This window comes from Nonomuraea sp. NPDC049684, from assembly GCF_044465345.1.
Lineage (GTDB): Bacteria > Actinomycetota > Actinomycetes > Streptosporangiales > Streptosporangiaceae > Nonomuraea.
Map to the genome: position 1 here is coordinate 202,897 of NZ_JBITLO010000009.1, position 25,738 is coordinate 228,634.

23 protein-coding genes are annotated in these 25,738 nt (G+C 73.9%); 9 read left to right on the forward strand and 14 right to left on the reverse strand.

The genetic code is table 11. The features are described from left to right. Positions 1-6: 6 nt before the first annotated feature. Both ACIBST_RS27585 and ACIBST_RS27590 read right to left on the reverse strand, forming a co-directional pair. Entirely contained in the window at positions 7-702 is a 696-nt protein-coding gene (locus ACIBST_RS27585; protein WP_397175747.1) for a TetR/AcrR family transcriptional regulator, read from the reverse strand. Positions 703-755: 53 nt separating this feature from the next. Then, positions 756-2,045, reverse strand: coding sequence for a cytochrome P450 (locus tag ACIBST_RS27590; RefSeq protein WP_397175749.1), 1,290 nt, complete (start codon positions 2,043-2,045; stop codon positions 756-758). A 207-nt stretch (positions 2,046-2,252) separates the two neighbouring features. On the opposite strand from ACIBST_RS27590, the gene ACIBST_RS27595 reads away from it, so the two are divergent. Continuing rightward, positions 2,253-3,152, forward strand: a complete 900-nt coding sequence (locus ACIBST_RS27595) for a cation diffusion facilitator family transporter (protein ID WP_397175750.1) — start codon at positions 2,253-2,255, stop codon at positions 3,150-3,152. Here ACIBST_RS27595 and ACIBST_RS27600 read toward each other — a convergent pair. Then, on the reverse strand, positions 3,131-4,387 hold the full coding sequence (locus tag ACIBST_RS27600; RefSeq protein WP_397175752.1) for a DUF3500 domain-containing protein: 1,257 nt from the start codon (positions 4,385-4,387) through the stop codon (positions 3,131-3,133). The two genes, ACIBST_RS27595 and ACIBST_RS27600, sit on opposite strands and share 22 nt — an antisense overlap. 20 nt (positions 4,388-4,407) lie before the next feature. Continuing rightward, entirely contained in the window at positions 4,408-5,112 is a 705-nt protein-coding gene (locus tag ACIBST_RS27605; protein ID WP_397175754.1) for a FadR/GntR family transcriptional regulator, read from the reverse strand. Positions 5,113-5,179: 67 nt separating this feature from the next. On the opposite strand from ACIBST_RS27605, the gene ACIBST_RS27610 reads away from it, so the two are divergent. Together ACIBST_RS27610 and ACIBST_RS27615 are read left to right on the forward strand one after the other, a co-directional pair. After that, positions 5,180-6,046: a fumarylacetoacetate hydrolase family protein gene (locus ACIBST_RS27610; RefSeq protein WP_397175756.1), complete on the forward strand. Its 867-nt coding sequence runs from the start codon at positions 5,180-5,182 to the stop codon at positions 6,044-6,046. A 29-nt stretch (positions 6,047-6,075) separates the two neighbouring features. Continuing rightward, positions 6,076-6,906, forward strand: a complete 831-nt coding sequence (locus ACIBST_RS27615; protein ID WP_397175757.1) for an AraC family transcriptional regulator — start codon at positions 6,076-6,078, stop codon at positions 6,904-6,906. On the opposite strand, the gene ACIBST_RS27620 is transcribed toward ACIBST_RS27615, so the two are convergent. After that, the gene (locus ACIBST_RS27620; protein WP_397175759.1) at positions 6,899-7,813 is read right to left on the reverse strand and encodes an NAD(P)-dependent oxidoreductase; all 915 of its coding nucleotides are present in this window, start codon (positions 7,811-7,813) and stop codon (positions 6,899-6,901) included. The two genes, ACIBST_RS27615 and ACIBST_RS27620, sit on opposite strands and share 8 nt — an antisense overlap. Positions 7,814-7,902: 89 nt before the next feature. After that, positions 7,903-8,628 carry an MgtC/SapB family protein gene (locus tag ACIBST_RS27625; protein ID WP_397175761.1) on the reverse strand — a complete coding sequence of 242 codons (726 nt, stop codon included), beginning with the start codon at positions 8,626-8,628 and terminating at the stop codon, positions 7,903-7,905. A gap of 126 nt (positions 8,629-8,754) precedes the next feature. Between ACIBST_RS27625 and ACIBST_RS27630 the strand changes: the two genes are divergently transcribed. After that, positions 8,755-9,576, forward strand: a complete 822-nt coding sequence (locus tag ACIBST_RS27630) for an NAD(P)H-binding protein (protein WP_397175763.1) — start codon at positions 8,755-8,757, stop codon at positions 9,574-9,576. A gap of 128 nt (positions 9,577-9,704) precedes the next feature. Next, complete coding sequence (locus ACIBST_RS27635; RefSeq protein ID WP_397176063.1) at positions 9,705-10,085, forward strand: DUF664 domain-containing protein; 381 nt, start codon at positions 9,705-9,707, stop codon at positions 10,083-10,085. Here ACIBST_RS27635 and ACIBST_RS27640 read toward each other — a convergent pair. Beyond that, positions 10,078-10,989 (reverse strand): alpha/beta hydrolase family protein, encoded by a 912-nt coding sequence (locus ACIBST_RS27640; protein ID WP_397175765.1) that lies wholly within the window; start codon positions 10,987-10,989, stop codon positions 10,078-10,080. The two genes, ACIBST_RS27635 and ACIBST_RS27640, sit on opposite strands and share 8 nt — an antisense overlap. Positions 10,990-11,154: 165 nt before the next feature. Beyond that, on the reverse strand, positions 11,155-14,064 hold the full coding sequence (locus ACIBST_RS27645; RefSeq protein WP_397175767.1) for a LuxR C-terminal-related transcriptional regulator: 2,910 nt from the start codon (positions 14,062-14,064) through the stop codon (positions 11,155-11,157). Between the two features lie 215 nt (positions 14,065-14,279). On the opposite strand from ACIBST_RS27645, the gene ACIBST_RS27650 reads away from it, so the two are divergent. After that, on the forward strand, positions 14,280-15,722 hold the full coding sequence (locus tag ACIBST_RS27650) for a long-chain fatty acid--CoA ligase (protein ID WP_397175769.1): 1,443 nt from the start codon (positions 14,280-14,282) through the stop codon (positions 15,720-15,722). 19 nt (positions 15,723-15,741) lie between these two features. On the opposite strand, the gene ACIBST_RS27655 is transcribed toward ACIBST_RS27650, so the two are convergent. The 3 genes from ACIBST_RS27655 to ACIBST_RS27665 form a co-directional block, all read right to left on the reverse strand. Next, entirely contained in the window at positions 15,742-16,749 is a 1,008-nt protein-coding gene (locus tag ACIBST_RS27655; protein ID WP_397175770.1) for an endonuclease/exonuclease/phosphatase family protein, read from the reverse strand. Between the two features lie 153 nt (positions 16,750-16,902). Next, complete coding sequence (locus ACIBST_RS27660) at positions 16,903-17,544, reverse strand: hypothetical protein (RefSeq protein ID WP_397175771.1); 642 nt, start codon at positions 17,542-17,544, stop codon at positions 16,903-16,905. 211 nt (positions 17,545-17,755) lie between these two features. Beyond that, on the reverse strand, positions 17,756-18,088 hold the full coding sequence (locus ACIBST_RS27665; protein ID WP_397175773.1) for a hypothetical protein: 333 nt from the start codon (positions 18,086-18,088) through the stop codon (positions 17,756-17,758). On the opposite strand from ACIBST_RS27665, the gene ACIBST_RS27670 reads away from it, so the two are divergent. The 3 genes from ACIBST_RS27670 (at position 18,081) to ACIBST_RS27680 (ending at position 21,122) form a co-directional block, all read left to right on the forward strand. Continuing rightward, positions 18,081-18,464 carry a hypothetical protein gene (locus ACIBST_RS27670; protein ID WP_397175774.1) on the forward strand — a complete coding sequence of 128 codons (384 nt, stop codon included), beginning with the start codon at positions 18,081-18,083 and terminating at the stop codon, positions 18,462-18,464. The genes ACIBST_RS27665 and ACIBST_RS27670 overlap by 8 nt on opposite strands. 520 nt (positions 18,465-18,984) lie before the next feature. Further along, positions 18,985-20,763, forward strand: coding sequence for a hypothetical protein (locus tag ACIBST_RS27675; protein WP_397175776.1), 1,779 nt, complete (start codon positions 18,985-18,987; stop codon positions 20,761-20,763). Beyond that, positions 20,760-21,122, forward strand: coding sequence for a hypothetical protein (locus ACIBST_RS27680; protein ID WP_397175778.1), 363 nt, complete (start codon positions 20,760-20,762; stop codon positions 21,120-21,122). The genes ACIBST_RS27675 and ACIBST_RS27680 overlap by 4 nt, the downstream gene beginning before the upstream one ends. 29 nt (positions 21,123-21,151) lie before the next feature. Here ACIBST_RS27680 and ACIBST_RS27685 read toward each other — a convergent pair whose 3' ends face one another. The 3 genes from ACIBST_RS27685 to ACIBST_RS27695 all read right to left on the reverse strand — a co-directional run bounded on the left by ACIBST_RS27685 (position 21,152) and on the right by ACIBST_RS27695 (position 25,688). Beyond that, complete coding sequence (locus ACIBST_RS27685) at positions 21,152-21,790, reverse strand: GPP34 family phosphoprotein (protein ID WP_397175780.1); 639 nt, start codon at positions 21,788-21,790, stop codon at positions 21,152-21,154. After that, positions 21,787-23,184: an APC family permease gene (locus tag ACIBST_RS27690; protein WP_397175782.1), complete on the reverse strand. Its 1,398-nt coding sequence runs from the start codon at positions 23,182-23,184 to the stop codon at positions 21,787-21,789. Before ACIBST_RS27690 ends, ACIBST_RS27685 begins: the two co-directional genes overlap by 4 nt. A 203-nt stretch (positions 23,185-23,387) precedes the next feature. Then, positions 23,388-25,688 (reverse strand): chitinase C-terminal domain-containing protein, encoded by a 2,301-nt coding sequence (locus ACIBST_RS27695; RefSeq protein ID WP_397175784.1) that lies wholly within the window; start codon positions 25,686-25,688, stop codon positions 23,388-23,390. Between the last annotated feature and the right edge of the window lie 50 nt (positions 25,689-25,738).

Sequence of the window (25,738 nt, forward strand, 5' to 3'; positions counted from 1 at the left end):
GACAGGTCAGCTCGCAGCCGGCCGCCTGGCAGGCCCGGGATGTCCGGGGTGGTCGAGGCCGGCGGTGAGCTGGTCGATCGCCGTGTCGATGCGCCGTCCGAGCAGGGCGGTGTCCGGCGGCCCCGCGGAGGCCGCGGTCTGCCGGAGCCACTGGTCGAGGACGACGCGCAGCGCCGTCAGGGCCGCGGCCGCGCACAGCAGGGGATAGCCGGTGTCGCCCGGACGCCCGGGGGCGGGGTGGCCGATGTGCTCGGCGATGGCCTCGGCCAGGGCCTGCTCCTGCGCCGCGAGCACGGCCAGCTGCTGCGGCACGAGCGTGGGCGCCGACCGGACGAGCTGCAACGCCCGGACGTGGTCGCGACCGGCGGCCTCGCTCTCGTTCATGACCGTCAGCACGGCCGCGCGGAAGGCGCGCAGGACCGGCTCGGTGCGCGGCCGGGCCCTGAACCGGGCGACGAGCTCCTGCGCGGCGGCGGCCAGCGAGGCCACGACCGCCTCCTCCTTGCTGGAGAAGTAGTTGAAGAACGTGCGCAGCGCGATGTCGGCCTCGTCGGCGATCTGCTCGACGGTCACGTTCTCGACGCCGTGGCGCAGGGCCAGCCGGAGCGCCGCCTCGCGGAGGGCGGCGCGGGTGGCCTGCTTCTTGCGTTCGCGGCGGCCGGGCGACGCGGGCTCCCCGCCGCCCGATGCGAGCTGAACCACCCCGGCCTCCTCTGCCACGGTCCTCATTATGGGCGAGGGCGCCGGCCGCCCGGTCAGGACCAGGCGACGGGCAGGGAGTGCACGCCGAAGACGAGCATCTCGTCGCGCACCGGCACCTGGCCGGCCGGTACGGCCAGCCGCAGGTCCGGCAGGCGGGTGATCAGCTCCTTGAAGCCGATGCGCATCTCCACCCGGGCGAGCTGCTGGCCCAGGCACTGGTGCACGCCGTGCCCGAAGGCCAGGTGGGGGACGCGGGCGCGGTTGACGTCGAAGCGGTCGGCGTCGGGCCAGTGGCGGGGGTCGCGGTTGACCTCGGGCGTGGCGATCACGACGGTCGCGCCGGCGGGCAGGTCGGCGCCGCCCAGCCTGACGGGCTCGGTCGTGACGCGGCTGACGCCGAGCTGGATGATGCTCAGGTAGCGCAGCAGCTCCTCGACCGCGTTGTCGACGAGGGAGGGGTCCGCCCGCAGGGCGGCGAGCTGGGCGGGGTGCTCCAGCAGGGCGAAGGCGCCCAGTCCCAGCATGTTGGCGGTGGTCTCGTGGCCCGCGCCGAGCAGGACGAGGGCGATGTCCACGAGCTGGGCGTCGGTCAGCGGCGGGTCGGCGTCGTGGACGAGCCCCGACAGCAGGTCGTCGGCCGGCTCGGCGCGCTTGGCGGCGACCAGCCGCTGCATGAACGCGTACAGCTCGACGCCCGCCACGGCCCGCTCCTCGTCGGTGGAGTTGGCGTTCAGGCCGACGGAGGTGCGTTCCTGGAACTCGGCGCGGTCGGCGTAGTCGACGCCGAGCAGCTCGCAGATGACCAGCGACGGCAGCGGCAGCGCGAACGACGGCACGAGGTCGGCCTCCGTGCCGGCCGCCTTCATCGCCTCGATGTGCTCGATCGCGATCTCGGTGACCCGGGCCTCCAGCTCCCGCATGCGCCGGACGGTGAACTGGCCGGTCAGCAGCCGGCGGATGCGCGTGTGCTCGGGCGGGTCCATGAACACGAAGAAGCCGTCCTCGCGGCTCTCGACGGACGGGCCCGCGGGAAGGGCGCCGGCCGCCTGCTCGGCCACCTCGTGCGGCTGCAGCGACGTGGCCTCGCGGTGACGGATCCGGTCGGCGCTGAAGCGGGCGTCCGACAGGACGGTGCGGGCCTCGTCGAAGCCGGTGACCAGCCACGCCCGCGCGCCGTTGAGCAGCTCCACCGGCCGGACCGGGCCCTGGCCGCGCCGCTCCCGCAGGCCCGGCGGCGGGTCGAACGGGCATCCGCCGCGCTCGACCAGGTCGGCGGGCAGGATCCGGCGCATCGCCGTGGGGCTCGCGCCGGGGGAGTCGCCGGTCGGGCTGCGGTCGCTCATCGGCACGTCCTGTTCTCGCGGGGGCGGGCCGTTCCACCCTACAAAGATGCACGACGCGCATCAATGCACGTTGTGCATGTCCATTCGGACGCCGGATCAAGGTGTGCCCGCGGGCCCACGGGGCAAAGGCACGCATCCGACAGCTCACCGGCACGGGAGGAACGTGATGACGCGACAGCCTGGACGAGCACCCGTTGCGGGGCCGGCGTGAGCGGTAAGGGGGGCTCGCAGGAGGCGACCTACGCGGCGCTGGCCGCCAACCTGGGGATCGCCGTCACCAAGTTCGTGGCGTTCTTCTTCACCGGCTCGTCCTCGATGCTCGCCGAGGGCATCCATTCCTTCGCCGACTCGGGCAACCAGGGGCTGCTGCTGCTCGGCCAGTCCCGGGCCAAGCGCGGGCCCACCCCGTCCCACCCCTTCGGCCACGGGCGCGAGCGGTACTTCTACGCCTTCCTGGTCTCGGTCGTGCTGTTCTTCGGCGGCGGCCTGTTCGCCCTGTACGAGGGGTACGAGAAGATCAGCCACCCGAAGCCGCTGGAGAGCTGGCCGTGGGCGATCGGGGTGCTGGTGGGCGCGATCGTCATGGAAGGGCTGTCCCTGCGCACGGCGGTGCGCAACGCCGACCGGGCCCGCGGGGGCCGGTCGTGGCTGCGCTACATCCGCGAGGCCAAGGCCCCCGAGCTGCCCGTGGTGCTGCTGGAGGACACCGCCGCCCTGATCGGGCTGGCCTTCGCGCTCGTCGGGGTCACGCTCACGCTGGTCGTCGGCGACCCGGTCTACGACGGCATCGGCTCGATCGCCATCGGCGTGCTCCTGATCATCGTGGCCGTCACCCTGGCCACCGAGACCAAGAGCATGATCATCGGTGAGTCGGCGTCGCCGGAGGTCCAGCGGGCCATCGAGGAGGCCCTGCGCGAGGACGACGCCGTCGCCTCCTTCACCCGCCTGCGCACCCTGCACCTGGGCCCGGAGGAACTGCTCGTGGCCGCCCGCGTCACCGTCGCCGAGCAGGGGGACGCCGTCGCCGAGGCGCTGGCCAAGGCCGAGGAGCGCATTCGCGAACGCGTCCCGATGTCCACGGTCGTCTACCTCCAGCCCGAGCCCTGATCCTGCCACTGCCGCACCCACGAGCGGCCGTAGTCGTTGCCGTGCGGCGTGCGCAGCACGGTGTGGACGTGGAACGGCTTGGGCGTGTCGTAGTCGAGGAAGACGCCGCGGTGGTGGTCGAGCTCGGCGACGATCACCGGTGACTGCAGCCGGTAGTAGAAGACGTCCCCCGGCCGGTGGCCGCCGATCCAGCAGAACCAGGTCTCGTCGAGGTGCGCGGCGATCTCCCGCACCCGGGCGGCGCGCGGCCCCGCCGGAAGCAGGCCGACGAACGACTCCGCGACGGCCAGCGCGTGCTCCCGGGCGGCCGGGGGCATGGCGGCGACCCGCACCCCCTCGAACGGGATCACGCGGTTGTCCTGGAACGCCCCGGCCAGGTGGCGTTCGTCCCCCGGGTGCACCCGTCCCTCGGGCATCGCCGGATCGACCATGCGCTCGTAGACGACGGCCTGCCGGCGCCGCTCCTCGGGCAGGGCGGCCATCAGCCGGAGGCCGCGGGCGACCCGGTCGGCGAACAGGTCGCGCAGGCCGGCGTGCGGACCGGCGTCGATCTCGTCGGGCTCGGCGCCGAGGAACACCGGCGACAGCGCCATGCGGCCCTCGACGACCAGGCAGTTGAGCGCGCAGTGGTGGCCGTAGAGCTGCCAGCCCCAGGGGGCCCGCGGGCCGGGCGTGCCGTAGAGGGCGAAGTTGTAGCTGAACTCGTTGAGTATCGTCTCCAGGCCGACGACCTCGCCCAGGAAGCCGTTGACCTGCATCACCGCCCGGACGAGCCGGCCGCCCTCGGGCGAGAGCGATGCGTCCACCAGCGCCAGCGCCTTCTCCCTGACGGCCGGCGGCCGCAGGTCCAGCCGCAGGCCGGTGTCGAACTGCATGAACTCCGGGTTGGCCCAGGTCTGCCACGCCACGGCGTCGGCCTCGTGCGAGAGGCGTTCGCGGTCCTCGTCGTCCAGGCAGGCCAGCAGGTCGCGGGCGGCCGACACCATCGCGGCGACCGGCGCCTCCTCTCCGGGGGCGGCCGGTGTCAGCGGGTACAGGCCGTCCCGCAGGACGCCGTCCTCGGTGACGCCGCGGAAATCGTTCCCGTACAGCGGGGTCCAGCCCTCGATCAGGCCGCCGGTGAACGTCCCCGGTCTCCTGGCCAGCTCGCGGTAGGCGTAGGGGTCGAGGCCGCGTACGCCGGCCAGCCGCGGGTGGTCGTGCGGGAACAGGTACTGGCGGAACTCACCGGGCATGAGGGGCTCTCCGGTCTGTCTCAGACGGTGGTGTTGTGCCGGGCGACGGCGGCCCGTACGGCGCTCTCGTCGCCGGCCGCGATCGCCTCGACCAGGTCGGCGTGGATCTGGTGGCGCAGCTCGCGGTACCCGGCGCCGGCCGCGTCGTCGGGACGCGCGGACGCGGCCCCCAGATGGCCGAGCGTGCCGAGGTAGACGGCCCGGGCCATGGCGTTCGGGCTGATGGCGGCGATGCGCTCGTGCAGGGCCCAGTTGGCGCGCATGAAGGCGTCCCAGCCGGGCGCGGCGCGCAGCCGCCGCAGCAGGCGGCGCAGGTCGGCGACGTCCCGGCGGGTGCGATGACGGGCGGCGCCGACGTCGATCAGCTCCTCCAGGTGGTCGCGCAGCTCGACGGCGTCGGCGACCGTGCCCGGCTCCTCGGCGACGCCGAGCAGGGTGTGCCGCAGCCGCACCACCGGGCCGGGATCGGCGACGAACAGGCCGCCGCCGCGGCCCGGCCGGATCTCCAGCACGCCCCGGTCGCGCAGCAGCCGGACGGCCTCGCTGACGGTGGCGTAACCGAGGCCCGTCTCCGCGCGCAGCGACTCCAGCGTGCCGACCGGCTCGCCGGGGCCCAGCCCGCGCGACCTGATCCGCTCGTCGAGCGCGGCGGCCAGCCGCTCGGCCCGCGTGCCAGCGCCCTGCCCGAGCGCGGGCGGTTGTCCGGGCGAGGAGAAGTAGGGCATAGTCCGGATCCAACCACAAAACCTGCGAACCTTTAGCAGGTTTTTCGCCGCCTTGAGGAGATGAGCGATGAGGATCGTCGGGATCCGCAGGAACGCCGCCGGAGGCGTCGAGGCGGGCGCGCTGTCGGACGACGGGACCGAGGTCACCGTCCTCGCCCCGCTGGAGCGGTTCTGGGCCGGCGCGGCCGCCTTCCTGGCCCGCGAGCCGGCCGGCGAGCGCGTCCCGGTCCCGTCGGTCACCCTCGTGCCGCCGGTGCTGCCGGAGGCCCGGGTGATCTGCGTCGGGCTCAACTACCTCAGGCACGTCGCCGAGGGCTCCCACGCGGGGGAGGGCGTGCCGCCGCACCCGACGCTGTTCGCCCGCTGGACGCGGTCGCTGACCGTGGGCGGCGTCCCGGTGCCGGTGCCCTCGGGCGAGGACGGCCTGGACTGGGAGGGCGAGGTCGTCGCGTACGTCGGCGCGCCGCTGGTGGACGCGGGCCCGGAGGAGGCGCTGGCCGCGGTCGCCGGCTACTCGGTCTTCAACGACCTCACCGCGCGCAGGGCGCAGAAGCTCACCAGCCAGTGGATCCTGGGCAAGAACGCCGACCGTTCCGGCCCGCTCGGCCCGCTGGTGCCCGCGTCCGAGGTCGGTGACCTGCGCGACGGGCTGCGGCTGCGGACCCGGGTGAACGGCGAGGTCGTCCAGGACGGGCGTACCGACGAGATGGTCTACGGCGTCGGCGACACGCTGGCCCTGATCTCGCGCACGTTCACGCTGCGGCCCGGCGACCTGCTGGCCACCGGCACGCCCGCCGGGGTCGGCTACGCGCGCACCCCTCCGTGGCTGCTGCGGCCCGGCGACGTCGTCGAGGTCGAGGCCGAACGCCTCGGCAGCGTGCGCAACCCGATCGTCGGCAACGACGCGCGGGCGCTGACCGAGCCGGAGGGGTGAACCGCGGCCCGATGGCCGACACTGGGGTGGTGGAGACACGACCTGTCCGCGGCGGGGCGGGGCGGCCGGGGCACCGGTTGCGCTTCGGCCCGGCCGCCGAGGGCATCGAGCGGCTGGCGGCCTTGCTCGTCGGCGAGGCGTTCGCGCCCCACCGCCACGACACGTACGCGATCGGCGTCACGCTCGCCGGCGTGCAGACCTTCCGCTACCGCGGCGAGCTGCGGCGATGTCTGCCGGGGGAGTGGCACGTCCTGCACCCCGACGAGCTGCACGACGGGGCCGCGGGCACCGACGCGGGCTTCGGCTACCGGATCTTCTACGTCGACCCCTACCTGATCCAGGAGGCGCTGGGCGGCCGGCCGCTGCCGTTCGTCGCAGACCCGGTCGTGCGGCCGGAGGGGATGTCGCCGGCGCTGCTCGCCTGGCTGCGGCACCTGGACGAGCCCCTGGAGGAGCTGGCCCGGCTGGAGGTCGCGCTGCTGGTCGCGGCGGCCCTGGAGCGCCACGCCGACGTCCCCGTCCGGCGGCGGCGCGACCCCCTCGCGGTCGAGGCGCTGGCACGGGTGCGCGAGCTCATCGCCGCCGACCCCGCGACCCGGCACCCGGTGGCCGAGTTCGAACGCGTCTCGGGCCTCGACCGCTGGACGATCGCCCGCCAGTTCCGCGCCGCCTTCGGCACCAGCCCGACCCGGTACCGGACGATGCGCCAACTGGACGTGGCCCGGCGGGCGATGCGCGGCGGCCTGCCGCTGCGGGAGGCCGCGCTGCGGGCGGGTTTCGCCGACCAGAGCCACCTGACCCGCATGTTCAAGCGCGCCTACGGGCTCACCCCCGGCGAATGGACCGCGGCCCTCACCTGACGCCCGGCGCGTCCACGGCGGCGCTCGCCCGGCGGCCGTCGGTCCTGGCCTCGATCGCGCGGATCACGGCCACCATGTCGAGCGTGCCGTGCCCGAGCGCCAGGGTCTCGGCGAACAGCGCGTGGCAGACGTCGATCAGCGGCGAGGCCACGCCCGACGCCCGCGCCGCCCCGGCGATGAGCCGGTTGTTCTTCAGCACGTCGGCGATGGCCGCCTGGGCGGCGAGGTCGCCGTCCAGCAGCTTGCGGACCTTCCCGCGCGACACGTCGCTGGCCATCGGGCCCGAGTCGAGCACCTGGGCGAACCTGTCCAGGTCCAGGCCGTGCCGGGCGGCGAAGTGCGCGGCCTCGGCCAGGCCGCTGACCATGGTGATCAGGAAGATGTTGACCGCCAGCTTCATCAGCAGGCCGCCGGGCACCGGGCCGCACGCGATCGTCCCCGCGCACATCGGCGCGAGCAGGGGGCGTACCCGCTCGACCGCCGCGGGCTCGCCGGCCAGCATCGCCACCAGCCGCCCGGCCTCGGCCGGGCCGCGCGAGCCCGACACGGGCGCCTCGACGTAGTCGCCGCCGGCCGCCCGCACCGCCGCGCCCAGGTCCGCCGACCACGCCGGGGACGTCGTGCCCATGTGCACCACGATCCGCCCGGCCACCATGGACGCGAAGCGCGGCGTGCCGCGCCCGAGCACCGCGTCCACGGCGGCCTCGTCGGCCAGCATGAGCAGCACGACCCCGGCCCGCGCGAACACCTCCTCCGGGCTCGCCGCCACGTGCGCGCCGGCCGCCCGCAGCGGCTCGCACCCGGCGGCCGTACGGTTCCAGACCACGACCGGCGTGCCCGCCCGCACCAGGTTGAGCGCCATGGGCCGGCCCATGATCCCCAGTCCGATGAATCCCGTCACGGCCATCCGCCCTCCCGCTCTCCGTGTCCCGCCGCCACCGTTGTAGCGGCAGCGACGGGCTGCGGTCTTGAACGGTTGTGCGGCCCCCGCCGGCGTCAGGGCGTGGTGACGTCGAGGTCGACGCTGGAGACGCCGAGCACGCCGTCGATCTCCAGCAGCTCGGTGATCAGCACCTCGACCGGCCCCGCGCCCTGGACGACGAGCCAGATCGAGATCGACTCCCGGTCCTTGGGCGGCTGGTCGCGTTCGAGGGTGAGCTCGGCGATGACGAAGCCCCTGTCGCTGCACAGCGCCAGCACCCGCCGCAGCGCGCCGTGGCGGTCGAGGTAGGTCAGGTGCAGGCGCGACTGGGCGTACTTCGAGCGGGGCAGCCGGGCGCTGAGCGGGGTGAAGGCGAACAGCACCAGGAAGTGGCCGGCGGTGACGGCGACCGCCAGCAGCCACAGCCCGGCCCCGGCGGCCATGCCGACCGCGCAGGTCAGCCAGACCACCGCGGCGGTGGTCAGGCCGCGCACCGCGTCCCGGCGGACGAAGATCAGGCCGCCGCCGATGAACCCGATGCCCGACACGATCTGCGCGGCCACCCGGGAGGGGTCCAGCGTGACGTGCTCGCCCAGGACGTCGGCGAAGCCGTACTTGGACACCAGCATGATCAGGGCCGAGGCGAAGCCGACCAGCGTGTGGGTGCGCAGGCCGGCGCTCTTCTGGCGGATCTCGCGTTCGAGCCCGATGGCGGCCGACAGCAGCAGGGCCAGGCCCAGTTCGCCGAGCTGGGCCCATCCTTGCCCGGCCAGTGCCGTCGCGGCGTACGCCGTCCCCATTTGCCCAGATGTCCCCGGCGTGCGCGGGGTTCACACCTCGCGCCGACCAAGTTAGTTGCCTGACTCAGTTTCTGTGCTACGGTTCTTCTCAGTCAGGCAACTAACTAATGACCGAGGAGAACCATCATGTTCGTCGTCACGGGTGCCACCGGGAACGTCGGCCGCGCGCTGGTCGGCCTGCTGGCCGAGGAGGGCCTGCCGGTCACCGCCGTCGCCCGCCGCGTCACGCAGGCCGAGGTGCCGCCGGGCGTCCGGGCCGTCGCCGCCGACCTGGGCGACGCCGAGAGCCTGCGTCCGGCCCTGGCGGGGGCGGAGGCGCTGTTCCTGCTGGTGGCGGGGGAGGATCCGGAGGGCGTGGTCGCGGCGGCCGGGGAGGCGGGCGTGCGCAGGGTCGTCCTGCTGTCCAGCCAGGGCGCCGGGACGCGGCCGGGGGCCTACCCGCACGCCGTCCGGTTCGAGGAGGCCGTCCGCGGGTCGGGCCTGGCCTGGACGGTCCTGCGTTCGGGCGGCATGGCCTCCAACGCCTACGCCTGGGCCGAGCCCGTACGCCTGCACCGCACCGCCGAGGCCCCCTTCGGCGACGTCGGCCTGCCCTTCGTCGACCCCGCCGACGTCGCCGCCGTGGCGGCCGCCGTCCTGCGCGAGGACGGGCACGACGGGGCGACGTACGTGCTGACCGGCCCCGAGGCCACCACCCCGCGGGAGCGGGCGGCGGCCATCTCGGCGGCGCTGGGCGAGCCGGTGCGCTTCGCCGACCAGACCCGCGAGGCCGCCCACGCCCAGATGGCGCAGGTCATGCCGCTGCCGGTGGTGGAGGGCACGCTCGCCATCCTGGGCGAGCCCACTGCCGACGAGCGGAGCGTCAGCCCGGACGTCGAGCGCGTCCTCGGCCGCCCCGCCCGCCCGTTCGCCGCCTGGGCCGAGCGCAACGCCGCCGCCTTCCGCTGACCGGCGGCGACGGGCGCGGCAGCACGGCGGCTGTCGGTCTTGTCGGTGGCGGGTTCTACGGTGGACCGCATGACCGACAGCGACACCCCCTGGGAGCCCTGGTCGAAGACCACCTGTCCACCGTCAGGCTGACCGGCGCCCCGCTCGGCGAGCCCTGGGAGTCGGCCGGCTGGGACGGCCCCGACTGGCCGTTCACCTCCGCCGCGCACGACAGCCCCGCCGACCTCTACGCCCTGTGGGACGCCGCGGTCGAGCGCTCACGCGCCCGGATCGGCGCGGCGCTGGCCGACGGCGGCCCGGCGCGGCTCGTCCACCTGTCCTGGCCCGACGGCCGGCACGCCAGCCTGCGCCGCCTGCTGTGCGACCTCATCGAGGAGTACGGCCGCCACACCGGCCACGCCGACCTCCTCCGCGAGGCCGTCGACGGCCGGGTGGGCGAGGACCCGCCGGCCGGCTGGAAGCCGGTGACGGCGGGCGTCACCGGCTCCGGAGCCGCACCCGTCAGGTGATCGGGCAGGTGTCGCGGTACTCCTCGATCGCGGTCCCGCGCGGGGCGGGGCACAGGAACTGGTCGTAGCGGGTGTCGTCGTCGACGAACCGCTTCAGCCAGGCCACCATCGACTTGGCCATCGTGGTGTTGGTGACCTGCGGGAAGAAGTGCGTGGCGCCGTTCAGCTCCAGGTACGCCTTCTCCACCGGAGACGGGATCGACTGGTAGAACAGCTCCGAGTGGGTCGCCACCGGCGCGATCGTGTCGGCCTCACCGCCGATGATCATCGTCGGCACCCGGAGGCCCGACCAGCTCTTGGTGAGGTTCCACGGCGCCAGCGGCACCGCCGCCTGGAGCGACGGGCGCGCGTCGGCGGCCTCCAGCGTGCCGCCGCCGCCCATGGAGTGACCGGCCACCGCGAGCCGGGAGGCGTCGATCCTGCTCCGCACGGCCGACGGGCTGCCCGAGGTCAGGTAGTCCAGGGCGGCCAGGAGCTGACGGCCGCGGCTGGCCGGTTGGTCGTAGATTGTGATGGTGTCGATGCCGATCACCACGAACCCGTGCGAGGCGAGCCGCGGCCCCAGCCAGGCGAGGCTGGACCAGGTCGCCGTGTAGCCGGGCGAGATGGCGATCGCGCCGAAGGTGCCCTGGCTGGTGTCGGTCGGGTAGTAGACCGTCCCGCCGCCGAAGCCGGAGACGCTCAGCCGCGAGACGCCGAGCTCGGCGGTCGCGAACGGGCCGCGGGCGGCTTCCAGGATCGCGCTGGTCGGGTCGGGGCCGCGCTCGTACGGGCCGGCCGCGTGGGCGGCCGGCGCCGCCGCGACGCCGCCGGCGAGCAGCGTGACGGCCAGGGCGAGCTTGGTGAACGTTCGCGCGCCGAAGTGGGGGGTGGAGAGCTGCACGTCGTCGAACTCCCTGCTCATCGGGGAATGACTGCTGTCTGTCGCCATTGTCGGGACGCGCGGTCAGCCGTGCATCGGTGAAATCACCGGTCTCGTGCCGCGCGCCGCCCGGTTCAGGCGCTCACCCCGAGATCGCCGGCGGTCACCGGGGCGCGCGGTTCACCTGGGTCCTTCCGGCGGCATCGCTCAGGACATGAACCTGACCAGCTCCACCCGCGAGCGGATGCCGAGCTTGCTGAAGATGTTCCTGAGATGGTGCTCGACCGTGCGCCTGCTGAGGAAGAGCTGCTCGGCGACCTCCTTGTTGGTGGCGCCCGCGGCCACCATGCGGGCGATCTGCGCCTGCTGGGCGGTGAGCTGCGACACCGTCGCGTCCGCGGCCGGCCGGACCGGCTCGCCGGAGGCCCGCAGCTCGGCCCTGGCCTGCTCGGTCCACAGGCGCGCGCCGTGCCGCTCGAACGTCTCCAGCGCCGCGTGCAGGTGGTTCCTGGCCGCGCCGGGCCGCCGGTCGCGCCGCAGCGCGCTGCCCAGCAGCAGGTGCGTACGGGCCGCCTCGAACGCGTTGACGCCCTGGCCGTGCAGGCGCAGGGCGTCCAGGAACAGCTCCTCGGCCTCGCCGGGACGCACCGACAGCAGCGCCCGGCAGCGCGAGACCAGCGCCCGCAGGGCGGGGCTGCGCGTGCTGCCGACCCAGCGTTCGAGCACCCGCAGGGCCGCCGCGGCCCGCTCGCGGTCGCCGGTGCGGGCGGCCGCCTCGATGTAGTGCGGGGTGGACATGACCTTGATGACGACGTGGCGGTTGCGCCGCTCGGCCCGCAGCCGGCCGGCGGCGTCGGCCACGCGGCCCGCGGCCAGGTCGAGGCAGGCCAGCGCCCAGTTGCCGACCGCGCCGGCCAGGCCCAGCTCGTGGGCGTCGGCCAGCTCGATGGCGGCGTCGGCGCGGATCCGGCACGTCTCCTGGTCGCCCTCGACGGCGGCGCTGACCGCCAGCCAGGCCAGGTGCTGGGCCGCGGTGTTGTGCTGGCCGGTCTCGCGGGCCAGCCGCAGGCCCTTCGCGGCGGTCGCGGCGACGGAGGCGTACCGGCCCATCCAGACGTCGGGGTAGATCGTGAACTCCAGGAGCTGCGGCACCGCCGACGCGGCCCCGCGCAGCCGGGCCTCCTCCACGGCCCGCGCCGACAGCCGGTGGGCCACCGCGTCCTCGCCCAGCAGCATGCCCGCCACGCAGGCCCACGTGAGGACGGCCGGGTCGCGTACCGACCCGGCCAGCTCCAGCACCCGCCGCAACGGCCCGGCCGCCTCCTGGTGCAGGCCGCTGAAGGTGTGGGCCATGCCCGCCAGGTACTCGAACATGAGCTGGGCCGTCGCCGGCTCGTCCGGCCGCCGCAGCGCCGCCGCCTGCCGGGCGATCGCGATGAACGCCCGGTTGTCGCCCGCCCGGTAGCTGGCGTCCGCCGCGCGGACCAGCGCGCGCACGCCGAGCACGCGGTGGCTGTCCAGCAACCGCCGGGCCGCCGCCAGCAGCTCCTCGCGGGCGCTGCCGGTCTCGCCGCCCAGCAGCTCCAGGCTGCCGCGCAGGAGCTGGACGTGGCCGCGCAGCTCCTCGGGCGCGCCGGGCGACCGCAGCCGGGCCAGCAGGGAGCGCGCGGCCAGGGGACGTCCCGACACCCAGGCGTGCCTGGCGGCGGCGGCCAGCCGTCCGGCCTCGACCGCGGGATCGGCGGTCAGCTCGGCGGCGCGCTCCAGCGCCAGGTAGGGCTCGGGGAACCCGGCACGACGCTCCGGGGCGAGGCCCGGCTCGGAGCTCCCGGCGGCCCACCGCACGGCCAGCGCCGCCCGCGCCAGCTCGTCCCCGGCCTCCTCGCCGCCGTCCCCCGCCCAGGCCCGGTGCCACGCCCGCCGCAGCCTCTCCCAGCCGCCCGCGCGCTCCCCGTCCGGGCTGCCCTCCTCCGAGCCGGGCGCGCCGGCGGCGTCCGAGGGCTGGGGCCGGGGCGGGGTGAGCAGGGCGGCGAGGACGCGGTGGGCGCGGCGGCGCTCGGCCAGCGACGCCGCGTGGTAGGCGACCGCCCGCATCGCGGGCTCCCGGAACGCGAACGCGTCCCCCTCGGCCCGCAGGACGCCCGCCCGTTCGGCCGGTTCGAGCACGGACAACGCGCACGCCGGGCTCGCCGCCCTGGCCAGGGTCGCCACGTCCAGGGCCGGATCGGCGGCGATCAGCAGCGACAGCCGGCGCGTCCGCGCGGGCAGCCGGGCCAGCACGTCCGTGTGCTCGCGCCACAACCGCCCACCGGGAGGCAGGACGGCGGGCGGCGCCGCGAGCCCGGCCCGCTGGTCGGGGGTGAGCGCGCCGATCAGCTCGCGCAGCGCCAGCGGATTGCCGCAGGCGATCTGGTCGAGCGCGGCCGGCAGGTCCTCGGCGAGCCCGCCGGGCGCCAGGTCCGCGGCCAGCTCCCGCACCGCCGGCCCGTCGAGCCCGCGCAGCTCCCGGACGGGCACGCCGTCGAGCCGCCACGTCGCGCCGCCGTCGAACCCCTCCTGGACCGGCTCGCCGTCGGGCCCGCGCTCGCGGTACGGGGTGGGCGCCGGAGGTCTGGTGGTGAAGAGCAGGGCGATCGGCTCGCAGGACAGGCGGCGGGCCACGAACGAGAGCGCGTCCAGGCTGGCCGCGTCCAGCCGGTCGGCGTCGTCCACGCAGGCCAGCACGGGACGCTCGGCGGCGACCGCCGACAGCAGCCCGAGCACGGCGGCGGGCAGCGCGAGCCCCGCCCCGCAGGTCCCGGACTCCAGGGCCGCGGCCAGGGCGCGGGCCTGGACGGCCGGCAGCGCCGCGACGGCCGCGGACACCGGCCTCAGCAGGCCGTGCAACCCCGCGTACGGCACCCGCGACTCCGGCTCCACCCCCGCCACCCGCAGCACCCGGAACCCGGAGGCCCGCGCGGCGGCCAGGTCGAGCAGCGCCGTCTTGCCCATGCCCGCCGCGCCGGTCAGCAGCAGCGCCCCGCCGGAGCCGGCCCGGGCGTCGTCGAGCAGCCGCGACAGGACGTTCTCCTCCGCGTCGCGGCCGCGTAACACGGGGACGCGCGTGACTGGGGACACGCCGTCCAGTGTCACGCGCGGGTGCCGCCGCTGAAAGGGCCGTCGCCCACGGAAACCGCCGGCCGGGCCTCTCGGCCGCAGGCGAGTGGATGGACGGGAGAAAGTGTGGCATTCCGGTGACAGCAAGCGCTTGGTGACCTACCTTGAGTCCTGACCGTCAAGGAGTGCCGATGCGGAATCAGGGGCTTGGGTCATGGCCGGCACGCAGGGCGCGGATGACGCCCGCCCGGCCCGCCGTCGGTTACCGGGGAATCGACCGCACCTACGGCGACCTGTACGACCGGGTCACCCGCCTGGCCCACGGGCTGACCGGCCTGGACGTGGGCCGCGGCGACCGGATCGCCTATCTCGGGCCCAACCACCCGTCCCTGGTGGAGACGTTCTTCGCCGCCGGGCTGCTGGGCGCGGTGTTCGTCCCGCTCAACGCCCGGCTGGCCGCGCCCGAGCTGCGCTTCCTCCTGGACGACTCCGGCGCCCGCGTCGTCGTCCTCGGCGCGGGCCAGGACGGCGGCGGCCTGCCCGGCCGGCACCTGGGCCAGGACGCCTTCGAGGAGCTGATCGCCGGCGCCCCCGCCGACCCCGTGGACGAGCCGGTGAGCCAGGACGACATCTGCCTGATCATGTACACCTCGGGCACCACCGGCCGCCCCAAGGGCGCGATGCTCACCCACGGCAACCTCATCTGGAACGCCGTGAACCTGCTGGTCGACGTCCCCCTCGCGCACGACGAGGTGACGCTGGTCAGCGCGCCGCTCTACCACATCGCGGCCCTGGCGCAGACGCTCGTGCCGACCGTGCTGAAGGGCGGCAGGGCGCTGCTGGAGCCGTCGTTCGGGGTGGACAGGACGTTCGACCTGGTCGAGTCCGAGCGGGTCACGATGATGTTCGGCGTGCCGTCGATGTTCGCGGCCCTCGCGCGGTCGCCGCGCTGGGCGCAGGCCGACCTGTCCAGCCTGCGGCACCTGCTGTGCGGGGGAGCGCCGGTGCCCGAGCCGCTGATCAGGACGTACCGGGAGCGCGGGCTGCCGTTCCTCCAGGGGTACGGAATGACCGAGACCTCCCCGGGCGCGCTCTTCCTCGGGGCGGGGCACCCGGACGCCGGGCTCGGCTCGGCCGGGGTGCCGTGCTTCTTCTCCGACGTGCGGCTGGTCGCCCCCGACGGCTCGCCCGCCGCCCCCGGCGAGCCCGGCGAGGTGTACGTCCAGGGCCCCAACGTCATGCCCGGCTACTGGCGGCGGCCGAAGGAGACGGCCAAGGTGTTGTCCGCCGACGGCTGGTTCAGGTCGGGCGACATCGGCGTGGCCGACGAGGACGGGTACGTCCGCATCCGCGACCGGATCAGCGACATGTACATCTCCGGCGGCGAGAACGTCTACCCGGCCGAGATCGAGAACCTGCTCCTCGCCCATCCGGCGGTGGCCGAGTGCGCGGTGATCGGCGTGCCGGACGAGAAGTGGGGGGAGACCGGCAAGGCGCTGGTCGTGCTGCGGCCGGGCGCGAGCGCGGAGCCCGAGGAACTGCTCGCCCACCTGGACGGCCGCCTGGCCCGCTTCAAGATCCCGAGGTATCTGGAGCTCGTCCCCGGCCTGCCGCGGAACGGCGCCGGCAAGCTGCTCAGGGCGTCCCTCAGAAAGCTGCACGGGCGGCAGGAGCCGTGACCGGTCAGGGAGCGGCGGGTCAGCCGATGGCGGGCAGGCGCAGGTCGGCGAAGACGCCGCGGTGGTCGGTGCCGGGCACGTCGAGGATCTCCGTACGGGCCACGCCCACCCGGCGGTCGGCCAGCACGTGGTCGATCGTGATGAACGGCGGTACCGCCCTGCCGTTGGGCCAGGTCGGGACGAGCCCCTTGCCCACCTGGTCGGCCGCGTCGACGTAGCCCCTGGCCAGCAGGTCGCGGAAGGCGCGGTGGTCGAGACTGGCGTTGAAGTCGCCGGCCAGGATCCTGAGCACCGACGGCGACGGGGACGGCAGCGCCTTGAGCGAGGCGTCCCACTCGGCCGCCATCCGGCCGAGCGGCGGGTTGGGGTGCACGGCCACGACCTCGACCTTGCCGCCCGAGGGCAGGGACAGCGTGGCGGCCGGCATGTTGTGGCCGATCGGGGTGAACAGCCCCCGCCGCGCCCGCAGCGGGTGCTTGGCGAACAGGCCGCTGCCGATCGCGCCGTCCGCGGCCTGGAGCACCCGGTACGGGAGCAGCTTGCGCAGCCCCGCCTGGTCGAGCCGCCGGACCGCCTCCGGGGTCAGCTCCAGCGCGCTGAAAACCTCGATCTCGTACGTGCGCACCAGGCGGACCACGGTCTCGGCGTCGGCCCGTCCGAACAGGTTGACCGACAGCACCCGCAGCGGGACGCCGTCGATCACCTTGCCCGCCTCCACCCCGGACGTCCTCGGGATCAGGCACGCGACGAACACCATGCCCACGACGGCCGCGCTCAGCCCCGCCGGGCGGTTGCGCCTGAGCACCGCCAGCAGCGCGGTCAGCGCGGCCAGCCCCGCGCCGATCGGCGTCACCGTCATGAGCTGGATGAGGATGGAGCCGGTCTCCAGGCCGCCGACCCGCAGCGCCGCCCAGGCCGCCAGCAGCGCGACCACCGTCCAGGCGAACCAGCGCCTGCGCCGCCGGGGTGAGGGACGCTTGCCGGCGGATGCGCGTTCGGCCGTCGCGCTCGCTCCCCGTTGATCCACAGCATGAACCCTAAGGCAGCGGCGGAGGACCCGAACCAGCGCCGCTCACCCCGTCCCGTCCCGCCTCAGCTCGGCCCGCGCCTCACCCCGGCCCGCGCCTCACCCCGGCCCGTCCCGCCTCAGCTCGGCCCGCCCTCGGCTCGGCTCGGTGGCTCACCTTGCCGACTCGGCGCCGGTCTTGACGGCGAGGAGTTGCCTGCGCATCGCGACGAAGTCGCCGACGTCCGTCATCGCGACGTGGGCGGCGCCGCGCACGGTGGGCTCGCCGCGCATCCGGAGCCGGTAGATCAGCCGGGTGCCGCCGCCGGTGTCGCGGAGCGCGATGGAGCAGGTCGTGGTGGCGTCGGCGCCGCGGTCGGCCAGGACGAGGCTGTGCGGGGCCTCGATCCGCTCGACGACGAAGGCGCCGCCGTCCATGACGTCGCCTGGCTTGAGGTCGCCGGGATTGAGGTCGTGCGGGGGCTGCGGGGGCTCGCCCGCGGCTGCCGCCCACGCGTCGGCTCCGGCGCCAGGGCGGGTGTCGGGGCGGGGGCCGGGGCGGGTGCTGGTACGGGGGCCGGGGCCCGGGTAGCCGCCGAGCCGGACCACCCAGGCCCACACGACCGGCGGCGGCGCGTCCACGGTGACGGCACGGGTGGCCTGGAGCTGGGGGAGCGGCACGATGTCGTCACCCGGCAGGTCCTCGTGCACCTCTTTGTCGGTCGCGCCCCAGCGCAGGTGCCAGGGGCGCACGGCGAGCAGGTACCCGGCCGCCGCACCCGCGGCCAGCCGGAACACACGGCGTGGCAGGAACATCGCAGCACTCCTTCGTGTCACTGACGGAACGTGTCGCTGGACGTGTTGCTGAACGTGTTGCCGGACGTATTGCCGGACGTGTTGCCGGGCCGGGCGTGCCGTCGGCGGCGTGTGTCGCCGGAGCCCCTGGCGGGACGTGTCGTCTGCGTCGGCCTCTCGTCGATCGGCGCCCGGAATTTCGGAGCTTATGCTGAATTATGGGCCAATGTGGCTAGATCTGGTCGGCTTTCCATATTGTCAGGCCATATGTCTCCGCAATCGGCCGCCACGCCTGCGCGAATTCTGCCTTCGCTGTCTGCGCGGCCTCCGATCTGCTGAGACCTCGCCGGTAATCGCGGTCGCCCGAGACCGGGCCGGTGCAGCCGCCCGCCACATGCCGCCGGGCCCAGGACAGGAAGGCGGTGTCGGCGTCGTAGGAGGCGTCGAGTGCGGTGATGAGCGTCTGCTTCAGCGCCGCGCCGTCGGGCAGGGCCGTCACGTCCAGCGTCCGGGCGGCGGCGAGCTGGTCGCGGCGGCCGGCGGTGATGTCCTCGATCGTGGTCACGCCGCTCCGGCGGCAACCGGTCGCGTCCGCGATCGCCGCCGACAGGCTGGAACGGGCGGAACTGCTGCTGGACAGCAGCTCGTCCACCTGTCCGGCCTGCCCGGCCGCAGCCGCCGTCGGGTCCGTGCTCGGGGCCGGGTCGTCGGCGGGGGTGGCGTCCCCGGTCGCGGGGTCCTCCGCCGCCTCGTCCGAGGTCTGCGGCTGGACGGCCGACGGCGCGCCGCTCGAACTCCCGCCCGCCTCCGCCGGAGAGGACGGGCGGCTCCCGGCCACCCACCAGACCAGCGCCGTCGTCGCACCCGCCAACGCCACGCTGGCCAGCACCACCGGCCGCCGCCACCCCGGCGGACGCAACCGCGACGGCGGCGGCGGATGATCGTCCATCGGCGGCCCCTGCGACAGGCCGCCGAACACGCCCTCCCCGGACGAACGCACCCCAGGCGGGTTACCATCGGCGCCGCCCACCGCGACCGGGACATGGCTGCCGCCGGGAGGGGCACTGGGACCTGAGGGTCTGGAGGGCGGGAAACCAGGGCCGCCGGGTTGGGGGCCGGTATTTGAAGGGCCGCCGGGCACATGGCCCCTCCCCGTTGGGCTGCCGGGTGGGGTGCCGGTGCCTGTGGGGGTGGGGGGTGTGGGGGTGGGGAGGTGGGCGCCGCAGCGGGGGCACTGGGTGAGGGCGCCGGTGTCGCTGCCGCATCGCCCGCACCGCCTCCCGGCGCCTGAATGGTGGACCAATACACCCTCCCGTAATGCTCCGTAAAGGGAAGAATTTCAATTTATCGGGCTTTTGTCCCGACCTTCACTTCCGGTGAACGAGACTATTTGATAACAACGAGCCCCCCAAAGCACTCGCCCCTCATAAGCTCGGCCGGGTTCACCGACGAAGGAGGGTCATGGCCGTCGACAGCTCCGGCGCCGCCGGCTCCACGCGGGACACCACGGCCCACCCGGGCGTGCCCCGCATGAGCAACGTCACCCGCTACCTCAGTGCCGCCGCCTACCTCGACAGCGGGTTCCGCGACCGGGTGCTGGGCGAGCTGATGTTCGACCCCTACCGCGCGGTCCCCCCGTCCTACGGCGGCTTCGACCTCATCCCGGTGATCCACCACTGCCGGCGCTCGCGCTCGATGCTCGTCGTCCGCGACGCGCTCATCACCGTGTTCTTCCTGGCCGGGTTCGTGATCTCGCCGGTGACCACGATCGCGTGGGTGGCGATGCTCGTCCCGCTGGTGCTGCTCACCTCGGGGCGGGTCCGGCGCGGCTCGCTGCTGCTGCGGGGCGTGCTCTGGTTCTGGGCCGCGAACATGGCCCTGCTCCTGCTGGCCGGGGTGTTCTCCACCGCGCTGTCCGTGCTGCTGCTGCAGGGCCTGTCCAGCTCCTCCTTCTACGACGACGGCCCCTCCTACGGCGTCGCCGACGTCCTGAGCCAGGGGCTCGGCACGCTGGCCCTGGCGATGGCGGTGCCCTTCACCACGCTCGGGGTGGCGCTGGTCTACCGGATCGCGACGTACATGACGCTGGCGGGCACCCTGCGGCCGGGCGCGCCCGAGCCGGTCACCGGCGCGACCGGCCCCCGCACCGCCCACCGCGTCGACTACGTGCGCAGCGCCCAGTGGGGCAACATCACCATGTACGCCAACGAGGACGCCTTCATGGGCGCCGGGTCCATCGCCAGGAGCTGGTCGATCGCCGTCGAGCTCGACCGGGTGCGCGGCCGCGAGGGCCCGCCGCGCCGCCAGGACGACCCGGTCGACATCGACCCCGTCGAGCTGCACGCCTTCGTCCGCGAGCGGCTGAAGGACATGCGCGACCGCGTGCTGCGTCCCAACGAGGGCATCCAGCGGCTCGACATCGGCGACCACGTCGTCACCAGGGGGATCTTCACCGTGGCCGACTGGCACGAGGGCGGCGTCCCGGTGTCCCATCCGCTGATCGGCAAGAACGGCCTGCCCAGGTCCCACGCCACGCCCGAGGAGATCGAGGCCGTCGTCCGCCATCCGCAGGGCGGCGTGCGCTACTACCAGCGCGTCACGATCAACAACGCCGGGCAGGAGATCCGCGACCGCAACGGCCGGCTCGTCGCGCCCGCCGAGGACCAGGAGGCGCTGACCTCCGCGTTCATCTACCTGGCCGTCGAGGGCCGGATGCTCTACACCCAGTTCGTGGTCACCGTGCTCCCGCCCGCCCACGGCCCCTACCACGTGGTCGACCGGCTGCCCACGATGACCGGCGGCCGCATCGCCTGGGAGGCGGTCAGGTCGTTGAAGCTGCGGCTGCTGCGCGACGTGCTGGCCGCGCCCGCCCGGCTGGTCCGTACGGGGGTGCAGGCCGTCCGGCAGAACATGCTGGCGCCCGACCCGCGCAAGCACATCGTCTACCCCTACGGCGCCCGATTCAGCGTCCGGGAGCTGGGCGCGAGCGACGACCTGCAGACCCACATCCAGGTGCTCGACGTCTCCAAGTACGTGCGGATGATCGAGCAGCGGCTCACCGAGGCGGTCCTCGACTTCCTGGAGGACAAGGGCGTGGAGACGGGCGCCTACCGGTTGCAGGCGGCGAGCGTGACCATGAACACGCTGTCGGTCAGCGGCGGCGCCACGGTCAGCGGCCCGGTCGCCTTCGGGCACCAGGCCGCGGCGACGGTCAACAACCTGGGAGGGCAGGGCGCGTGACGACCGAGGGAACCCCGACGCCGAGCTCGTACGGCGTGCACATCAGCGGCGGCGAGGTGAGCGGCCCGATCGCGGTGGGCCCGCACTCCCGCGCGACGGTCAACAACCTGGGCGGCGCCGCCCCCGGCGAGGCGGCCCGGCTGCTCGACCGGCTGGAACGCCTGCTCGCCGAGCACGAGGCCGAGGTGACCGAGCCCGCGCGGGCCCGCCGGGACGTCGCCGACGTGCGGCAGGAGATCGAGCAGGCCGACCCCGACCGCTCCCGCGTCCTCGACGCGCTCAAGCGGCTGTCGGCCCGCGCGGCCGAGGTGTCGGTGATCGTGGAGGTCGTCGGCCAGATCCGCGAGCTGTTCGGCTGACCACCCGCGGCTCTCGGAGGGGGCCGTGGTCAGCGGAAGACCGCGATCGCGGCCTCGCCGAGCATGTCGTCGATGAGCTGCACGACCTCCCTGACGACGGGGGAGTGCTCGCCCGCGATCTCCCGGAGGCGTTCGACGAGCCGGGCCGAGGGCTGGTCGAGGTAGAGCTCGGCCTCCAGCCGCAGCGCGCCCACCAGCCCGCACAGCGCCGCGCCGCGCCCGTCGGGCTGCTTCCAGCCCTCCACCGCCGAGCGCACCCCGGCCGAGGCGCGCACCACCGAGGCGATGTCGGCGAGCTGGTACCGCGTGTACGGCAGCATGCCCATGCGCCGCCTGGTCACCATGACCAGCACGCCCGCGGTGACCAGGCTCTGCCGGGTGCGGTCGTAGGCGTCCTCGGCGAGCTTCTTGATCCAGAACCTGGCCTCACCCTCGGCCCGGTCGCGGGCCATCAGCGGGACGAGGGAGTCCACGACCGCGTCGCCGACCGGGGTGGGATCGACGACGGCGATCCGGCCCTGCCCGACCGTGACGCGCCCGCTCAGCGCCAGGTCGAGCAGCACCGCCCCGGCCAGCCCGAGCGCCATCGAGTGCTGGTGCACCAGGGGCTTGCCGGACTGGTCGTGGCCGATGAGGAACAGCTCGTGGTGGAGCGGCGGCCGCGTCACGGCGACCGGATCCCGGTCAGGCCGGCCTTCTCGTCGCCGTCCAGCACCGGGCGACGGCCGCGGGCGTACAGGACGCCGAGGACGACGACGCCGACCGCGAGCCAGATCAGGCCCACCCGCTGGGCCATGATGTTGGCGTTGACGATCACGAAGATCAGGATCGCCATGCCGATCAGCGGCATCACCAGGTGCGACCAGAAGTCCGACGAGCGCTGCCTGACCCGGTAATGGACGATCACCGACACGTGCAGCACGACGAACGCGATCAGGCCGCCCATGTTGACCAGGCTGCTCAGCAGGCCGACGCCCTCCTTGAGCTGCGAGGCCCACACGCCGATGGCGATGGACAGGGCCGAGACGAGCAGGATGGCGTTGGCCGGGACCGAGTGCTTGATCGACACCTTGGCGAGGAAGGCGGGCAGTTGCCGGTCGCGGGCCATGGCGTACAGCAGGCGGGAGACGGCGACCTGGGCCACCAGCGTGTCGGCGAAGCCCCAGGAGATGGCGGTGGCCGTCGAGGTGACGTGCCGCAGCCACTCGCCGCCCGCCGAGGCGGCGGCGTCGTAGAAGGCGGTCTCCGAGCCGGTCTGCAGCAGGCCGGCCGGGTCGGGCACCACCAGCGCCGCCACCCAGACCTGGGCGACGAACAGCAGCCCGGCCAGGATCAGCGCCAGCCGCATGGCCCTGGCCACCTGGGCCGAGCCGCCCGCGGACTCCTCGACGAGCATGCTGATGCCGTCGAAGCCGAGGAAGGACAGCACCGCGACGGAGACCGCGGCGAAGATCACCGGCCAGGAGAAGGTGTCGGGGTTGAACAGCGGTGTGAGGCTGAACCCGTGGCCCCGGCCCTGGAGCAGGGCCCAGATCCCGATCAGCACGAACAGGCCGAGCACGACCAGCTCACAGGTGATCAGCACCTTGGTGAGGGTGATCGTCATCCGGATGCCGCGCAGGTTGACCACCGTGTTGACGGCCACGAAGATGAGCAGCCACCCCCAGACCGGCACCCCTGGCACGCTGTTGTTCATGGCGATCGAGGCGACCAGGTAGAGCAGGCTCGGCACGAGCAGGTAGTCGAGCAGGATCGCCCACCCGGTCATGAAGCCGACCGACGGGGCGATGCCGCGGCCCGCGTAGTTGTAGACCGACCCCGACAGCGGGAAGGCCTTGACCATCTGCGCGTAGGAGGCCGCGGTGAACAACATCGCGACCATGCCCACCAGGTACGCCATGACGGGCATGCCGCCCGAGGTCTTGTAGACCGGGCCGAAGATCGCGAACGGCGCGATCGGCACCATGAAGATCAGGCCGTAGAACACGAGATCGGTCAGTCCGACCCCGCGGCGTAATTCCTGACGGTAGCCGAACTGCTCGATGCTCTCCTGAGGTTGCACGACAGCCTCTCCATGTCGTCCATGCGGGGGGTGACGGGCCTCGGTATACGCATGGGGTTACGGATACCGGTGGGGCTCGATCTGGCGATCCTTCCGTAGCCCACGGTCACGTCGCAAGAGGCTGCTCCAGGTGGTTGCGTACCTGAGCCCGGCGGAGGCGGGCGGGACGCGTGCCGTCCCGCCCGCCGGCCGGGGGCGCCGCCTCAACAGGCGCCGACGTCCTTCCACACGCCCCACTCGCCGGTGGTGCCGGGCTCCTGGCCCTGCGTCCACCACTTGGCCTCCCACGTGTGGGCCTTGTGCGAGACGCGCTGGCCGCCGTTGTAGACGGCCGTCGCGCTCCAGGCGGGCGCGGTGCAGGCGCCGCCGGTCGGGGTGACGGTCGGGGTCGCGGACGGGCTCGGGCTGGGCGCGACGCCGCCCCGCGCCAGGTCCTGGACCAGCCCGTACGTCCGGCCGCCGAAGGTCAGCGTGTAGTTCGCCTGGCCGGGGACGGGCAGGTAGTACACGTAGTCGAGGGTCACCGACGCGCCGGGGGCGAGCGTCTGCCAGGTGGGCAGCTTCACCGACACCCGGTGGAAGTCGCCCTTGAGCCCGCCGACGTTGTTGCCGGTGTGCTCACTGCTGATCACCCGCAGGCCGAAGCCGGACTGGTCCTTGGCGTTGTTCGGGGCGGAGGTCGCGTAGTCCCACTGGAACTCAGCGCCGCCCGGGATGGTGGTCTGCGTCTTGTTGGTGATGACGAGCTTGGGGTTGATCGGGTAGTTGCTGTCGCCGGCGGGGAAGCCGGTGGCCTCGATCGTGACGTCCACCTTCTCGGCGGGGACGGCCACCTTGGCCTTGGCCGCGCCGTACGGGGCGGCGGTCCTGAGCTTGTCGTAGAGCAGGCCGGTCAGGGTCTGGCCCATGAAGTACTCGCCCTTGGCCGCGTCCCAGGCGTAGTCGCCGGCCAGTTCCCAGATCATCACGCCGCCGATGCCCTGGTTCCTGACGTAGTCGGCCTTGGCGCCGAGCGACTGGTCGTCCTCGGTGGACAGGAACACCTTCTTGCCGGCGTTCCACAGCCAGGGGGCGGTCAGGGTGGCGTTGTAGTTGCGGGTGTAGGTGCCGGTCAGCCGGTCCTCGGGGTCGTTGGCCGGGTCCAGGCCGTAGGCGGGGCCGTAGGAGCCGGCGATGCCCTTGGCCAGGTTCATGGCGTGCCACATGGGGTTGGAGCCGGCGCCGACCTCCTTGCCGTTCTCCTCGTCGTGCCAGAGGTTGTCGATGCCGCGGGCGCCGTCGCCGCAGGTGGTCAGGCCCTGTGGGCAGCTTCCGCTCGGGCCGTTGGAGGTGCCCCACAGGCCGTTCGCGCCGCCGTTGACGTTCCTCCAGCCGCGCGTGTAGTACGGCACGCCGATGTTGATCCGGCCGGCCGGCATCGCGCCGCGGAAGTAGTGGTAGGCCCAGTCGGTGTTGAGGTAGCCGAGCCCGCCGTACTGGGCGGCGGTGTAGACGCCCCACTTGGCCAGCTCGGCGTCCTTGCCGTCGTCGTACAGGGCGGCGTTGGGGCCGACGAACTCGTTCCAGGCGCCGTGCAGGTCGTAGGACATGATGTTGACGTAGTCCAGGTACTGGGTGACCTGGAAGGTCTCCATGCCGCGCAGCAGGTAGCCGGAGGCGGGGGCGGCGACGGTCAGCATGTAGTACCTGCCGTCGGCGGCGGCCGCGGTGTCCAGCTTCTGGCGCAGCGTCCTCATCAGGGCCGCGTAGCCCTTCATCAGGTTCGACCTGCGGGCGTTGGCGATGGTCCAGTCGAGCGGGTTCCCCGCGTCCTTCATCGAGGTCGGGTACTCGTAGTCGATGTCGACGCCGTTGAACCCGTACGCGCGCACGAACGCCACGACCGAGTCGGCGAACGTGCCGATGCCGGCCTGGTTGACCGAGCCGTCGGCGTTGGTGGTCATCGAGTAGAAGCCGCCGGAGGGCACGCGGGCGCCGCCGGCGTCGAGGTAGCCGCCGGTCTCGGCCCAGCCGCCGACCGACACCAGCGTCTTGGTGCCGGGGTACTGCTTCTTGTACTTGTTCAGCAGGTTGAAATGGCCTTTGTAGGCGTAGGCCGGGTCCATCTCGGCGCCGGGGACGCCGGGCCACTCGGTCGCGGTGGCGTTGGCGTCCACGGCGATCTTGTTGCTGCCGTCGACGTGGGCGAAGGCGTAGTTGATGTGGGTGACCTTGCCCCACGGGATGTCGCCGGCCAGGTAGGCGGGCTGGCCGTTCTTGCCGGTGCGCCAGCTGGTGAAGTAGCCGATGATGCGGCGGGGGTGGTCGGCCCCCATCTTCTCGCGGCCGTCCTCGTCGTAGGCCAGGCAGTAGGGGACGTCCACGCCGGGGGTCTGGTAGAGGCCGTCCGGGCGGCAGGCGGCGTTGTCGGCCGCGGCGGTGGCCGTACCGGCCAGGGCTCCTGCGATGAGGACCAGTGAGGTGCCGCACGCGGCCAGGGCCGCGCGTAGGCGTGTGGGCTTCAAGGCCACCTCCGAGGGGGCATGACTGGGGGGTTGATCGGAAGGTAAGCCTG